This is a genomic window from Actinomycetospora termitidis, from assembly GCF_030286555.1.
Classification (GTDB): Bacteria; Actinomycetota; Actinomycetes; order Mycobacteriales; family Pseudonocardiaceae; genus Actinomycetospora; species Actinomycetospora termitidis.
The window spans coordinates 1-13,437 of sequence record NZ_JASVWF010000002.1; the positions used below are offsets into that span (position 1 = coordinate 1).

Annotated in this window: 12 protein-coding genes; 7 read left to right on the forward strand and 5 right to left on the reverse strand. The window is 73.6% G+C overall.

Annotated elements, in window-relative coordinates; translation table 11 throughout:
• Positions 1 to 83: 83 nt before the first annotated feature.
• A complete protein-coding gene (locus tag QRT03_RS07895) occupies positions 84 to 1,250 on the reverse strand; it encodes a PQQ-dependent sugar dehydrogenase (protein WP_286052094.1) in 1,167 nt (388 codons plus the stop codon).
• Between the two features lie 69 nt (positions 1,251 to 1,319).
• Between QRT03_RS07895 and QRT03_RS07900 the strand changes: the two genes are divergently transcribed.
• A complete protein-coding gene (locus QRT03_RS07900) occupies positions 1,320 to 2,255 on the forward strand; it encodes a 2-hydroxyacid dehydrogenase (RefSeq protein ID WP_286052095.1) in 936 nt (311 codons plus the stop codon).
• Between the two features lie 65 nt (positions 2,256 to 2,320).
• Positions 2,321 to 2,983 carry a DoxX family protein gene (locus QRT03_RS07905; protein ID WP_286052096.1) on the forward strand — a complete coding sequence of 221 codons (663 nt, stop codon included), beginning with the start codon at positions 2,321 to 2,323 and terminating at the stop codon, positions 2,981 to 2,983.
• Here the strand turns inward: QRT03_RS07905 and QRT03_RS07910 are convergent, their stop codons facing one another.
• From QRT03_RS07910 to QRT03_RS07925, 4 genes are all read right to left on the reverse strand, one after another.
• Entirely contained in the window at positions 2,984 to 3,481 is a 498-nt protein-coding gene (locus QRT03_RS07910) for a DapH/DapD/GlmU-related protein (RefSeq protein ID WP_286052097.1), read from the reverse strand.
• 41 nt (positions 3,482 to 3,522) lie between these two features.
• Positions 3,523 to 4,026: an LbetaH domain-containing protein gene (locus tag QRT03_RS07915; RefSeq protein WP_286052098.1), complete on the reverse strand. Its 504-nt coding sequence runs from the start codon at positions 4,024 to 4,026 to the stop codon at positions 3,523 to 3,525.
• A gap of 103 nt (positions 4,027 to 4,129) precedes the next feature.
• Complete coding sequence (gene ilvD / locus QRT03_RS07920) at positions 4,130 to 5,971, reverse strand: dihydroxy-acid dehydratase (protein WP_286052099.1); 1,842 nt, start codon at positions 5,969 to 5,971, stop codon at positions 4,130 to 4,132.
• A 36-nt stretch (positions 5,972 to 6,007) separates the two neighbouring features.
• A complete protein-coding gene (locus tag QRT03_RS07925; protein WP_286052100.1) occupies positions 6,008 to 6,637 on the reverse strand; it encodes a PH domain-containing protein in 630 nt (209 codons plus the stop codon).
• A gap of 254 nt (positions 6,638 to 6,891) precedes the next feature.
• Between QRT03_RS07925 and QRT03_RS07930 the strand changes: the two genes are divergently transcribed.
• From QRT03_RS07930 to serA, 5 genes are all read left to right on the forward strand, one after another.
• On the forward strand, positions 6,892 to 8,790 hold the full coding sequence (locus QRT03_RS07930) for an acetolactate synthase large subunit (RefSeq protein WP_286052101.1): 1,899 nt from the start codon (positions 6,892 to 6,894) through the stop codon (positions 8,788 to 8,790).
• Positions 8,790 to 9,290, forward strand: a complete 501-nt coding sequence (ilvN, locus tag QRT03_RS07935; protein WP_286052103.1) for an acetolactate synthase small subunit — start codon at positions 8,790 to 8,792, stop codon at positions 9,288 to 9,290. The genes QRT03_RS07930 and ilvN overlap by 1 nt, the downstream gene beginning before the upstream one ends.
• Before the next feature lie 43 nt (positions 9,291 to 9,333).
• Positions 9,334 to 10,338, forward strand: a complete 1,005-nt coding sequence (gene ilvC, locus QRT03_RS07940) for a ketol-acid reductoisomerase (protein ID WP_286052104.1) — start codon at positions 9,334 to 9,336, stop codon at positions 10,336 to 10,338.
• Positions 10,339 to 10,584: 246 nt separating this feature from the next.
• Entirely contained in the window at positions 10,585 to 11,565 is a 981-nt protein-coding gene (locus tag QRT03_RS07945; protein WP_286052105.1) for a hypothetical protein, read from the forward strand.
• Positions 11,566 to 11,816: 251 nt separating this feature from the next.
• Positions 11,817 to 13,385: a phosphoglycerate dehydrogenase gene (serA, locus tag QRT03_RS07950; protein WP_286052106.1), complete on the forward strand. Its 1,569-nt coding sequence runs from the start codon at positions 11,817 to 11,819 to the stop codon at positions 13,383 to 13,385.
• Positions 13,386 to 13,437 lie beyond the last annotated feature (52 nt).

Consider the following 13,437-nt stretch of genomic DNA (forward strand, 5'->3'; position numbering starts at 1 on the left):
TCGTCGCTGACAGCCAATCCCGAGGGGCTCACCCCCTCAAGATCTCACCTCCAGCCATGTCAAGCAACTAACGACGCGCGACACTAGTCCGGCCCGGAGCCCCCGCCCGACGGCGGACGGATGCGGACGACCCGGTCGTCGGTGGCGCCGGGCGCGCCACCGGGGTCCTTGTTCACGGTGCCGAACCAGACGAAGCCGTCGGAGGCGAGGTCGGCGCCGGAGATCCGACCGTAGGTGTTCTGCAGGACGGTCTCGGGCGGCCCGACGAACCGGCCCTCGGCGGTCGGCTTGAGCACGAACAGCCCCTTGGCGTCCGCGAGGCCGACGAGCAACGTCCCGCCGCCCGCGGCGCACCCGGACACGCCGGGTCGGTCCGGCCAGGTCCAGGCCGGCGCGGCGGCCGCCGCCGTGCCCGCGGGCGCGCCGGGCGGGACGTTCAGGAGCACGTCGCGGGGTCCCGTGCGGTCGGTGACCCACGTGGCGTTCGACGACGGGTCGGCGCAGGCGTCGCCGGGGGAGTGCAGGCCCGACCCGACGATCGGCGACGCGGGGTCCGGGTTGCCCGGTGCGGGCCGGCCGAAGGGATCGATGCGCAGCAGCTTGCCGGCCAGGGAGGTCGGGCCGGGCGCGGTCCCCGCGTCGCCGGTCGCGACGAGGAGGGTCCCGGTCGGCTCGACGCCGAGCGCTCCGCGGTTGTTCGACGACCCCCGCGGGATGCCGGACAGCACCGGCTTCGGCACGTCGCCGGGCGCGATGCGCAGCACGGCGTTGCCCGACGAGGTCGTCGCGTAGACGTAGAGCAGCTGGTCCTCGGCGTAGGAGGGGGAGAGGACGAGCCCGGTGAGCCCGCCGTCGCCCGCGGCGTCGACGGGCACCGTCGTGACGACCTCGGGCGCGGTCTGCGGGGCCACCCGCAGGATGCGGCCGGTGGTGCGCTCCGCGACCAGCGCGGCCTGCCCGCCGGGCAGCGTCACCACCGCCGAGACCGGAGCCAGGCACGTGGCCACCACCTGCGGGTCCGGGTCCACGCACGCCCCGGTCGGAGCGGGGGCGCCCCCGGGCGGGGCCGACGGGGCCTGCGGCTCGGACGGCGGCGGCGACTGCGGCTGCGGAGCGCGCTCGGCGCCGATGTCGGGCTTGTCGCGCCACGGCTCGTCCGAGGCGTCCGGGAAGCGGGCGCACCCGGCGACGAGGGCCAGCAGCACCACGGCCAGGCCGATGGCGCGCGCGAACGGACCCGGGTGCTGCATCGCCGGTCACCCTAGGCGCCCCCGGCTGAGCCCACCGTGAGACCCGGGCTGGTCTAGCCTCCGGAGCCGATGAGCGAGGACATCCTGACGGTGCTGGTCCCCGACGAGGTCGGCGAGCGGGAGCTCGACCGGGTCGACGGGGTCCGGGCGGTCCGCTACGACGAGTCCGCCGGCGTCGACGGGCTCCCGCCCGAGGCGGCCGAGGCCGAGGTGTTCGTGCCCGGCTTCCTCGGTCAGGACGCCGCCCGCGAGCTGATCGCGGCGTGCCCGCGGCTGCGCCTGGTGCAGCTGCTCTCGGCGGGCGCGGAGAAGTTCGTGGGGATGCTGCCCGACGGCGTCGCGCTCTCGGACTGCAAGGGCGCGCACGGCGGGGTCACCGCGGAGTGGGTGCTCGCCGCGATCCTCGCCGTCCTGCGCGAGATCCCGGAGTTCGTCCGCCACCAGGTCGCCGCCCACTGGGACCAGCACCTCACCGACACCCTCACCGGCAAGAGCGTCCTGCTCGTCGGCGCCGGCGACCTCGCCGAGCAGACCCGCCGTCGTCTGGAGCCGTTCGACGTCGGCCCGATCACGCTGGTCGGCACCCGCGCCCGCGACGGCGTCCACGGCGTCGACGAGCTCCCCGACCTGCTCGGACGCCACGACATCACCGTCCTGCTCGTCCCCCTCACCGACGCGACGCACGGGCTGGTCGACGCCGCCTTCCTCGCCGCGATGCCCGACGGCGCCCTGCTCGTCAACGCCGCACGCGGCCCCGTCGTGGACACCGACGCCCTGCTCGCGGAGCTGACGTCGCAGCGGCTCCGGGCGGTCGTCGACGTCACCGACCCGGAACCGCTGCCCGCCGACCACCCGCTCTGGCGCGCCCCGAACCTGCTGATCACCCCGCACGTCGGCGGCAGCGTCCCCGGGCACCTGGACCGCGCGTACCGGATCGTCGTGCCGCAGATCGAGGCGGTCGTCCGCGGCGAGGACCCACCGAACCTCGTCGTCGGTCAGTATTAGGCAGTATCGGGCACCTCCCGCGCGGCGCCACGACCACCCGAACGCGCCGACCTACGCTGCCGGGCGTGAGTCTGTGGCGACGGGACCGGGCCCCGGCCGCCGACGGTGAGGTGGCGTTCCTGGGCTTCGAGGGCGCGCCGAGTGACACCGCGGTGTTCCCGTGGCGCGAGGAGCGGGGCGCGTCGACGGTCGACGAGCCGGTCCCGACGACGACGGTGCTCGCGGTGCGCCCGTGGGGCACCGAGGTCGGGCTGCTGGTCGCGCGGGTCACCCTCGGGGTCACCGCCGTGCTCGGCGGCGCGCGCACCCTGTTCGACCTGCCCCGCGGTCACGGCGACGGCACCGCCCACACGCAGGCGCTCCTCGGCGGGCTCGGGTTCGCGCCGCCCGCCGAGCTCGCGACCGCCCTCGGGTGGGCCCAGCTGGTCGCGGGGCTCCTGGTGGCGCTGGGGATGTTCGCGTCGTTCGCGGCGTCGGCACTGCTCGCGGTCGCGCTGGTGGCCGTCGTCGTGACGATCCCGACCGCGTGGGCCTCGGGCACCGTCGGGCCGGCCGAGGCGCCGCTGTTCGGGCTGGCCCTTGCCGCGGTCGTCGTGTTCGCCGGGCCCGGGCGGATCAGCGGGGACGCCGACCGGCCGTGGTACCGCGCGCAGACGCCGGTCGGGACCACGTGCGCCGTCATCGGCGTCGGGACCGCCCTGACGGTGCTGCTCGCGATGCGCGCCTGATCAGGCCTCCGCGGCGTGCCGCGCGCCGACGGCGAGGCCGAGCGCGCGGGCCTCGACCTCGTCGCGCCGGGCGACGCACCGGGCGGGGTTGCCGGCCCACACCTCGCCGACCCCGGTCGAGCGGGTGAGCACCGCGTTCGCGCCGATCACGGTGTCCCGGCCGATGATCACCGGGCGCTCCGGGCTGCCCGCGACCACCGCCCCGGTGCAGATCACGGCACCGTCCTCGACGATCACGCAGGGACGCTCGTCGTGCTGGTGCAGCCACGGCACGTCCCGGCCGAGCATCACGCCCTGGTAGAGCGTGACGTCGGCGCCGATGCGGGTGTGCGGGTGGACCATCGTGCCCAGCGCCCGGTGCTGCAGCGAGAGCCGCGGGCCGACCTCGATGGTGTGGTGCCAGTCGATGCCGTAGAGCGCGAGCAGTTCGAGGGCGGCCCGGCGGACCAGCCGCGAGCGGCTGCGGCGGGCCCGGATCAGGCGGTGGACGACGGACATGCCCGGATCCTGCGATCACCCCGCGCCCGCCGTCGGGTGGATCACCCGATCGGGACGGGTGCCCGGTCCTGATCGTGAGCGGCCGGTGACGCGACCGTGGCCCGGTCACGGGCGCCGAGGCACCGGGCGGGGTTGCCCGCCCAGATCTCGCCGACGCCGGTGGAGCGGGTGAGGACGGCGTTCGCGCCGACCACCGTGTCCCGCCCGACGATCGTCGGCCGTTCCGGGCTCCCGAGGACGACGGCCCCGGCGCACAGCACCGCCCCGTCCTCGACGATCACCCGCGGACGGTGGTCGCCGGGCCGCGGCTCCCACGGCGCACGATCGCCCAGGGTGACGCGGTGGAAGACCGTCACGTCGGCCCCGATGCGGACCCACGGGTGCACGACCGTCCCGAGCGCCCGGTGCTGCAGGACCAGGCCCGGCCCCACCTCGACCGTGTCCGGCCAGTCGATGCCGTACAGGGCGAGGAGCTCGAGCGCGGAGCGCCGCACCAGCGGCTGACGGCTGCGGCGGGCGCGGAGGAGGCGCTGCACGATGGGCACGATTCGATCGTGCACAGTTGACCGTCGCGGCGACAGTCGGACCACCCGAAGGAGAACACCCTTTCCCGACGACGGGCCCGGCAGGGCCCGTCGTCAGGAACGGTCAGAGGTCGCGGACCGCGCCGGTGGCGCCCGACGTCACGAGCTTCGCGTAGGCGCGCAGGGCCGCGGTGAGGTGCCGGCCGCGGTCCGTGCGCGGCTGCCACGGGCGCTCCGAGGCCTCCATCTTGGCCCGCCGCTCGGCGAGGACGTCGTCGTCGACGAGCAGCTCGATCCGCCGCGAGTCGACGTCGAGGAGGATCTGGTCACCCTGTTCGACGAGCGCGATCACGCCACCGTGCGCGGCCTCGGGCGAGATGTGCCCGACGCTGATGCCCGAGGAGCCGCCGGAGAAGCGGCCGTCGGTGATCAGCGCACAGACCGCGCCGAGCCCCGCCCCCTTGAGGAACGCCGTCGGGTGCAGCATCTCCTGCATCCCGGGGCCGCCGGCCGGGCCCTCGTAGCGCACGACGACGACGTCGCCCGGCTGCACCTCCCGCTTGAGGATGATCGAGACGGCCTCCTCCTGGGAGTCGACGACGCGCGCCGGACCCTGGAAGTGCCGCCCGTCCTCGGGCAGGCCGGCACTCTTGATGACGGCGCCGTCGGTGGAGAGATTGCCGGTGAGCACGGCGAGCCCGCCGTCAGCGCTGTGCGCGTGGGCGACGTCGCGGATGCAGCCGCCGGACGCGTCCGTGTCCAGCGACGACCAGCGGTTCTGCGTGGAGAACGGTTCCACGGTGCGGACGCCACCCGGGGCGGCGTGGTAGAGCTCGATCGCCTCGGCGGAGGGGTTCTCGGCGCGGATGTCCCAGGCGCCGAGCCAGGCCTCCAGGCTGTCCGCGTGGACCGCGTGGACGTCGCGGTGCAGCATCCCGCCGCGGTCGAGCTCGCCGAGGATGGCCGGAATGCCGCCGGCGCGGTGCACGTCCTCCATGTGGAAGTTCGAGTTCGGCGCGACCTTCGCGACGCACGGCACCCGGCGGCTGACCGCGTCGATGTCGGCGAGGGTGAAGTCCAGGCCGGCCTCGTGGGCGGCGGCCAGGATGTGCAGGACGGTGTTCGTCGAGCCGCCCATCGCGACGTCGAGCGCCATCGCGTTCTCGAAGGCGTGCTTGTTCGCGACGTTCCGCGGCAGCACCGACTCGTCGTCCTGCTCGTACCAGCGGCGGGCGATCTCGACGACGGTCCGACCCGCCGTCAGGAAGAGCTCCCGGCGGGCGGCGTGCGTGGCGAGCGTCGACCCGTTGCCGGGGAGGCTCAGCCCGAGGGCCTCGGTCAGGCAGTTCATCGAGTTGGCGGTGAACATGCCCGAGCAGGAGCCGCACGTCGGGCACGCGGACCGCTCGACCTCGGTGAGGCCCTCGTCGGTGACCTCGCTGCTGGCGCTGGCCGAGATGGCGGTGATGAGGTCGGTCGGGGCCTGCGCGACGCCCCCGACGACGACTGCCTTGCCGGCCTCCATCGGCCCGCCGGAGACGAAGACGGTCGGGATGTTCAGCCGCATCGCGGCATTCAGCATGCCCGGCGTGATCTTGTCGCAGTTCGAGATGCAGACCAGGGCGTCGACCGCGTGGCCCTGCACCATGTGCTCGACCGCGTCCGAGATGACCTCGCGGCTCGGCAGCGAGTGGAGCATCCCGCCGTGGCCCATCGCGATGCCGTCGTCGACGGCGATGGTGTGGAACTCGCGCGCGATCCCGCCCGCCTCGCGCACGGCGCCGGCGACGAGCTCGCCCATCTCCTTGAGGTGCACGTGCCCCGGCACGAACTGCGTGTAGGAGTTCGCGATCGCGATCAGCGGCTTGCCGAAGTCGTCGTCGGTCATGCCGGTGGCCCGCCACAGGGCACGGGCGCCGGCGGCGTTGCGGCCCTGGGTGGTGACGCGGGAACGGAGCGGCGGCACGGGATCCTCCAGGTCGGGGTGGGGTTGCCCCGGAGGCTACGCCCGGGGCTCCGGGCCGCCCGGCCGGTCGCCGGGACGGTCGGTCGTCGGCTCGGCGTTCGGCTCGGCGTTCGGCTCGTCCGCGGGTTCCTCCGCCGGCTCGTCGGCCGTCCGGGCCTCGTCCTCGGCGGCGCGGCGTTCGCGGAGCTTCGCGACGCGCATGCGGGCGGCCTCCAGCTCGCGGGCGTGCTCCGCGGCGGCCTCGGCCTCGGCCGGCGTGGGCGCGGAGATGCGGCCGCCGCTGGCCTCGCCGACCCGCCCGAGGTCACGCACCCGCACTCCGCGCAGCTCCAGCTCGGCGCCCTCGGTGGGGACGGCCCGGACCCAGCCGCGGGGGACCAGACGCAGCGTCGCCACCTCCGACCACGGCAGCGTCCGGCTCCCGACGAGGCGGTGGACGTGCAGCCCCTCGGTGTCGACCCGGGTACGGGACCGGACGATCCACACGCCGAGGGCCACCGGGAGCGCGAACAGCAGGAACCACGCGCCGCCCTGGAACGCGATGGGGGAGAGGCAGAGGGCGAGGAACCCGGCTGCCACGAGCGCGACGGTGGGGACGGCGCGGAAGGTCGCGGGCGCGGCCGGCGTCGTCGCCTCCGCGGTCGAGGTCTGCTGGTCGTCGGCCACGTCCGTCATGGTGCCAGGGGGGTCCGACAGCGGCCGGGTGTGACCGAGGAGGCGGTCCCGGGCCGTGTGCGGTGCGTGCTACCGTGATCCGCATGCAGCGAATTCTCGTACTCGCCGGGCGCGTCAGCGTCTGACGAGCCTCGTGCTCGCTGTTCGAGTTCGCTGACGCGCCTGCCCTCCCCGCCATCGGCGGAGAGGGCTTTTGTCTGTCCGGACCCCTGTCGCCACCTGTCCCACCCAGAGGCTGATCACCGATGACCACGGCCAGACCCCGCCCGGCGCCGCGCACCGGCGCGCCGAGCGAGCAGCAGGACTCCGCGAGCCAGGCGGCGGCGTCCGCCCGCCCGGCGACCCGTCCCGCCCGCGTCGACCCCACCCCCGCCACCGGCGCGCAGTCGCTCGTGCGCTCCCTCGAGGCCGTGGGCTGCGAGGTCGTCTTCGGGATTCCCGGCGGCGCCGTCCTCCCGGCCTACGACCCGCTCTACGACTCCACGCTCGTGCGGCACATCCTCGTGCGCCACGAGCAGGGCGCCGGGCACGCGGCCACCGGGTACGCGCAGGCGACCGGGCGCGTCGGGGTCTGCATGGCGACGTCGGGTCCCGGGGCCACCAACCTGGTGACCCCCCTGGCCGACGCGATGCTGGACTCGGTGCCGGTCGTGGCTATCACCGGGCAGGTCGGGCGCAAGCTGATCGGCACGGACGCGTTCCAGGAAGCCGACATCTGCGGCATCACGCTGCCGATCACCAAGCACAACATGCTGGTGACCGACCCGGCCGACATCCCGCGGGCCATCACCGAGGCCTTCCACATCGCCTCGACCGGCCGTCCCGGCCCGGTGCTGGTCGACCTGCCGAAGGACGTCCTGCAGGCGCAGACCACCTTCTCCTGGCCGGTCGACATGGCCCTGCCCGGCTACCGCCCGACGACGAAGCCGCACGGCAAGCAGATCCGCGAGGCCGCCCGGCTGATCGCCGAGTCGCAGCGTCCCGTCCTCTACGTCGGCGGGGGTGTCATCAAGGCCGAGGCGTCCGCGGAGCTCATGGAGCTCGCCCGCGAGACCGGCGCACCCGTCGTCACGACCCTGATGGCGCGCGGTGCCTTCCCCGACTCGCACCCGCAGAACCTCGGCATGCCGGGCATGCACGGCACCGTGGCGGCGGTCGCGGCCATGCAGAAGGCAGACCTCCTCATCGCCCTCGGCGCCCGCTTCGACGACCGCGTGACCGGCGACCTCTCGACGTTCGCGCCGGGCGCGAAGATCGTGCACGCCGACATCGACCCGGCCGAGATCGGCAAGAACCGGGTCGCCGACGTGCCGATCGTCGGCGACGCCCGCGAGGTGATCGGTGAGCTGACCGCCGCGCTGCGCGGCCGGGACGGCTCCCCGGACCTCACGGCCTGGTGGAACCAGCTCAACTCGTGGCGGGAGACGTTCCCGCTCGGCTACGACGAGCCCGCCGACGGCACCCTCTCCCCGGAGTACGTCATCGAGCGGATCGGGGCGATCGCCGGGCCGGAGGCGATCTACGCGGCCGGCGTCGGCCAGCACCAGATGTGGGCTGCGCAGTTCGTCCGCTACGAGAACCCGCGCACCTGGCTGAACTCCGGCGGCGCCGGGACGATGGGCTACGGCGTGCCGGCGGCGATGGGCGCGAAGGTCGGTCAGCCCGACACCACCGTCTGGTGCATCGACGGCGACGGCTGCTTCCAGATGACCAACCAGGAGCTCGCCACCTGCGCGATCGAGGGCATCCCGATCAAGGTCGCCGTCATCAACAACGGCAACCTCGGCATGGTCCGGCAGTGGCAGACCCTGTTCTACGGGGAGCGCTACTCGAACACCGAGCTCGGTACCCACAAGCACCGCGTGCCCGACTTCGTCATGCTCGCCGAGGCGCTGGGCTGCGAGGGCCTGCGCTGCGAGTCGAAGGACGACGTCGACCGCGTCATCCACGAGGCGATGGCCGTCACCGACCGACCCGTCGTCATCGACTTCACGGTCGGGGCCGACGCGCAGGTCTGGCCGATGGTCGCCGCCGGCACCGGGAACGACCAGATCATGGCGGCGCGGGACATCCGGCCGCTGTTCGACGACCCCGAGTCCGGCGGTGCGGACGAGGTCGTCACGGACATCGAGCGGGAGCAGTGATGAGCACGCACACGCTGTCGGTCCTCGTCGAGGACAAGCCCGGCGTGCTGGCCCGCATCTCGGGTCTGTTCTCCCGGCGCGGCTACAACATCCAGTCGCTCGCCGTCGGGCCGACCGAGGAGCAGGGCATCTCGCGGATGACCATCTGCGTCAGCGTCGAGGAGTTCCCGCTCGAGCAGGTGACCAAGCAGCTCAACAAGCTGGTCAACGTCATCAAGATCGTGGAGCTGGAGCCGACGACCTCGGTCCAGCGCGAACTGGTCATGCTCAAGGTGCGGGCCGACGCCACCGTGCGCTCGCAGGTGCTCGAGGTGACGCAGATGTTCCGGGCCAAGGTCGTCGACGTTGCCCCCGACGCCGTCACCGTCGAGGCCACCGGCACCGCCGACAAGCTGTCGGCGCTGCGGCGGATGCTCGAGCCCTACGGCATCCGCGAGATCGTCCAGTCGGGGATGGTCGCGTTGGCCCGCGGGCCGCGCGCGATCGCCGCGAATCGCTAGTACGTCTTCTCAGTACGTCAGTCAGGAAGGAACCGCAGTTCCCATGAGTGTCGAGATCTTCTACGACGCCGATGCCGATCTGTCGATCATCCAGGGCCGCAAGGTCGCGGTGATCGGCTACGGCTCCCAGGGCCACGCCCACTCGCTGTCGCTGCGCGACTCGGGCGTCGACGTGCGCATCGGTCTCCCCGAGGCCTCCAAGTCGCGCGCCAAGGCCGAGGAGGAGGGGCTGCGGGTGGTCACGCCGTCCGAGGCCGCCGCCGAGGCCGACCTCATCATGATCCTGGCGCCCGACACGAAGCAGCGGACGATCTACGCCGAGGACATCGCGCCGAACCTGAACTCCGGCGACGCGATCTTCTTCGGGCACGGGTTCAACATCCGCTACGACCTGATCAAGCCGCCGTCGGACGTCGACGTCGCCATGGTCGCGCCGAAGGGCCCGGGGCACCTGGTCCGCCGTCAGTTCGTCGACGGCAAGGGCGTGCCGTGCCTCATCGCGGTCGAGCAGGACGCGTCCGGCCACGCCGAGGCGCTGGCGTTGTCGTACGCCGCCGCGATCGGCGGTGGGCGTGCCGGCGTCATCAAGACGACGTTCACCGAGGAGACCGAGACCGACCTCTTCGGTGAGCAGGCCGTGCTCTGCGGCGGGACGTCGGCGCTGGTCCAGGCCGGGTTCGAGACCCTCGTCGAGGCCGGCTACCAGCCCGAGATCGCCTACTTCGAGTGCCTCCACGAGCTCAAGCTGATCGTGGACCTCATGTGGGAGAAGGGCATCTACGGCCAGCGCTACTCCTGCTCGGACACCGCCGAGTACGGCGACCTCACCCGCGGCCCGCGCATCATCAACTCCGCGGTCAAGGACGAGATGCGCCGCGTGCTCACCGAGATCCAGGACGGGTCCTTCGCCCGCGAGTGGATCGCCGAGGACGACAACGGCCGTCCGAACTTCACCAAGCTCGAGGACGAGGGCAAGGCCCACCAGATCGAGCAGGTCGGCGCCAAGCTCCGCGACCTGATGCCGTTCATCCCGAAGCAGGCCCTCTGACCTCTCGGGTTCCCTGACGGCGGGCGCACCGGACCGGTGCGCCCGCCGTCGTCGTCTCGGGGTACCGCTGCCGGGCGACGATGGCGTGCTGCTCTCACTGCATGCGTGCAGGACGCCATCGTCGGCGGAGGTCGAGCTGCGCCGTTCGGCGGCCTCGTCGATCCCCAGCGGTCACGCAGGGCCGGTTGTCCACAGGCCGTCCCGAGCGATCACCGCGGCCAGCCGCGTGGGCGCACCCTCGTGATCATGAAGCGGGGATCGTGGGCCGACGACCTGGAACTCGTCCGGGCGGCGGCGGACGACGACACCATCCACGTCCATGTCCTCACCGGGCTCGGTGTCCCCGAGTCCACCATCTACCGCCGGTGTCTCCCGGACGGTCCCTGGACCCTCGTGGCCCCGTCCACCGTCCGGCTGAGCACCGGCACCCCGACGCGGCGTCAACTCGCGCGGGCGGGCCTGGTGTACGGCGGCGCGGAGGCGGTCCTCACCGGCCTCGACGCCGCGCGAGCGCACGGGCTTCGTCGCGGCGAGCTCCTCGAGGTGGTGCACGTCCTCATCCCGGCGACATCCCGAGCGCGCTCCGTGCCCGGCATCCGGGTGGAGCGCACCCACCGCCCGCTCCTGTCGCGGACGCGTGACGGGCTGCGGGTCGTCCCGATGGAGCGGTGCGTGATCGACGCCGTCCGGTCGATGTCCTCTCGCTCGGACGTCGCGGCGATCCTCACCGAGCCCGTGCAGCGGAGGATGCTGCTGCCCGAGACGCTGGTCGCAGAGCTCGACGCCGGCCCTCGTCGAGGTACTGCGCTGCCGCGTGCGGTGTTGGGCGCGGTCGTCCTCGGAGCTCGGTCGGCCGCCGAGGTGGAGTTCCACGACTGGTGGTCGACGAGCCTCGAGCTCTCCCGGTGGCCCGTCCTGCTCAACGTCCGGCTCACCGTCGGCGACGACTTCCTCGGGATCGCGGACGGCTACCTCCCCGACGTCGGGCTGGTCCTGCCCATCGACTCGGTGGAGCAGCACTTCATGACGCCGGATCAGGTCGCGGCGGCGGAGCGGCAGCACCGCGCCTATCGGTCAGCGGGGCTGCACGTCTACGGGGTGCGGCCCTCGCGTGTTCGCGGCGATCCCGCCGGGCTGCACCGTGACGTGCTCGACGCAATCGCCGTGGCCGCGCAGCTCCCGACCCCGCTCGTCCGCTGGGCGGCGGACCTGCCGAGACCTTCCTGACGATGGCGCCTCACACGCATGCGGTGGGTGCCAGCCGCCATCGTCGGTAGCCGGCGGGGCCGTGGCCGGCGCGAGCCCGCGTGACGATGGCGCCTCACACGCATGCCATGCGTGCCAGCCGCCATCGTCGGCGGCCGGCCGGGCCGTCGAACCACCGAGAACGGAGCCGAACGGGATCGGCCCTTGGGTCGCGGTGTGGTCTACGGCACGATGAGCCACCGTTCGCAGCGTCGCCGCCCCGGGGGAGAGCCATGTCGAAGCCCGTCGTGCTCATGGCCGAGAAGCTCGCGCCGTCGGCGCTGGAGGTGTTCGGCGACGAGGTGGAGATCCGTCAGGTCGACGGCACCGACCGCGCGGCCCTGCTCGAGGCCGTCCGGGACGCCGACGCCCTCCTCGTGCGCAGCGCCACCCAGGTCGACGCCGAGGTGTTCGCCGCCCAGCGGCGCCTGACCGTCGTCGGGCGCGCCGGGGTCGGGCTGGACAACGTCGACGTGCCGGCCGCGACGGCCGCGGGCGTCATGGTCGTCAACGCCCCCGTCTCGAACATCGTCTCGGCCGCCGAGCACGCGATCGCGCTGCTGCTCGCGACCGCCCGCCACATCCCCGCCGCCGACGCGAGCCTGCGCCGCGGCGAGTGGGCGCGCTCGCGGTACGGCGGCGTGGAGATCCAGGGCAAGACGGTCGGCGTCGTCGGGCTGGGCAAGATCGGCCAGCTGTTCGCCGCGCGCATCGGGGCGTTCGACACCACCGTCATCGCCTACGACCCATACCTGCCCGCCAGCCGCGCCGCGCAGCTGGGCATCGAGCTCGTGAGCCTCGACGAGCTGCTCGGGCGCGCGGACATGATGACGATCCACCTGCCGAAGACCCCCGAGACCCAGGGGCTCATCGGCAAGGAGGCCCTCGCACGGACGAAGCCCGGCGTGATCATCGTCAACGCGGCCCGCGGCGGGCTCGTCGACGAGGAGGCGCTCGCCGAGGCGATCCGCTCCGGGCACGTGGCGGGCGCCGGCGTCGACGTGTACGTCACCGAGCCGACCACGCAGAGCCCGCTCTTCGAGCTCGAGCAGGTCACCGCGACCCCGCACCTGGGCGCCTCGACCGCCGAGGCGCAGGACCGCGCCGGCACGGACGTCGCGCACTCGGTGCTCAAGGCACTGCAGGGCGACTTCGTCCCGGACGCGGTGAACGTCCAGGGCGGCGCGGTCGGTGAGGAGGTCCGGCCGTGGCTGGGGATCACCCAGAAGCTCGGGACCCTGCTCTCCAGCCTGGTCGGCCAGCCCGACGCGGTGACGGTCGAGGTCCGCGGCGAGCTCGCCCACGAGGACGTCGCGGTGCTGCAGCTCGCGGCGTTGCGCGGGGTGTTCGGCGGGGTCGTCGAGGAGCCGGTCACGTTCGTCAACGCCCCGGCGCTCGCGGCCGAGCGCGGCGTGCAGGTCACGGCGGAGACGGCCACCGAGAGCCCGAACCACCGCAGCGTCGTGACCCTCCGCGCCGGGCACACCACCGTCTCGGGCACTCTGACCGGCACCGACCAGACCGAGAAGCTCGTGGAGATCAACGGCCGTTCGTTCGACCTGCGCGCCGAGGGCCACGTCCTGCTCTTCGAGTACTCCGACCGGCCGGGCGCGATGGGGCTCGTCGGCACCCGGCTGGGCGAGTCCGGCGTCAACATCGAGGCGGCCCAGCTGTCCCAGACGCGCGACCGCGGCTCGTCGGTCATGCTGCTGCGCGTCGACCGGGCGGTTCCCGACGACGTCCTCGCCCCGATCGGGCAGGCGCTCGACGCCCGGACCACCCGATCGATCCCGTTCGGCTGACCCCCGAAGAGGGCACGCGGGCCCCGGACGCATCCCATGGAGTGATCCGGTG

Excerpts from the sequence above, each read along its gene's own strand:
- QRT03_RS07895 (WP_286052094.1), bottom strand. The coding sequence starts at position 1,250 with ATGCAGCACCCGGGTCCGTTCGCGCGCGCCATCGGCCTGGCCGTGGTG.
- QRT03_RS07900 (WP_286052095.1), top strand. The coding sequence starts at position 1,320 with ATGAGCGAGGACATCCTGACGGTGCTGGTCCCCGACGAGGTCGGCGAG.
- QRT03_RS07910 (WP_286052097.1), bottom strand. The coding sequence starts at position 3,481 with ATGTCCGTCGTCCACCGCCTGATCCGGGCCCGCCGCAGCCGCTCGCGG.
- QRT03_RS07930 (WP_286052101.1), top strand. The coding sequence starts at position 6,892 with ATGACCACGGCCAGACCCCGCCCGGCGCCGCGCACCGGCGCGCCGAGC.
- ilvN (WP_286052103.1), top strand. The coding sequence starts at position 8,790 with ATGAGCACGCACACGCTGTCGGTCCTCGTCGAGGACAAGCCCGGCGTG.
- ilvC (WP_286052104.1), top strand. The coding sequence starts at position 9,334 with ATGAGTGTCGAGATCTTCTACGACGCCGATGCCGATCTGTCGATCATC.
- QRT03_RS07945 (WP_286052105.1), top strand. The coding sequence starts at position 10,585 with ATGAAGCGGGGATCGTGGGCCGACGACCTGGAACTCGTCCGGGCGGCG.
- serA (WP_286052106.1), top strand. The coding sequence starts at position 11,817 with ATGTCGAAGCCCGTCGTGCTCATGGCCGAGAAGCTCGCGCCGTCGGCG.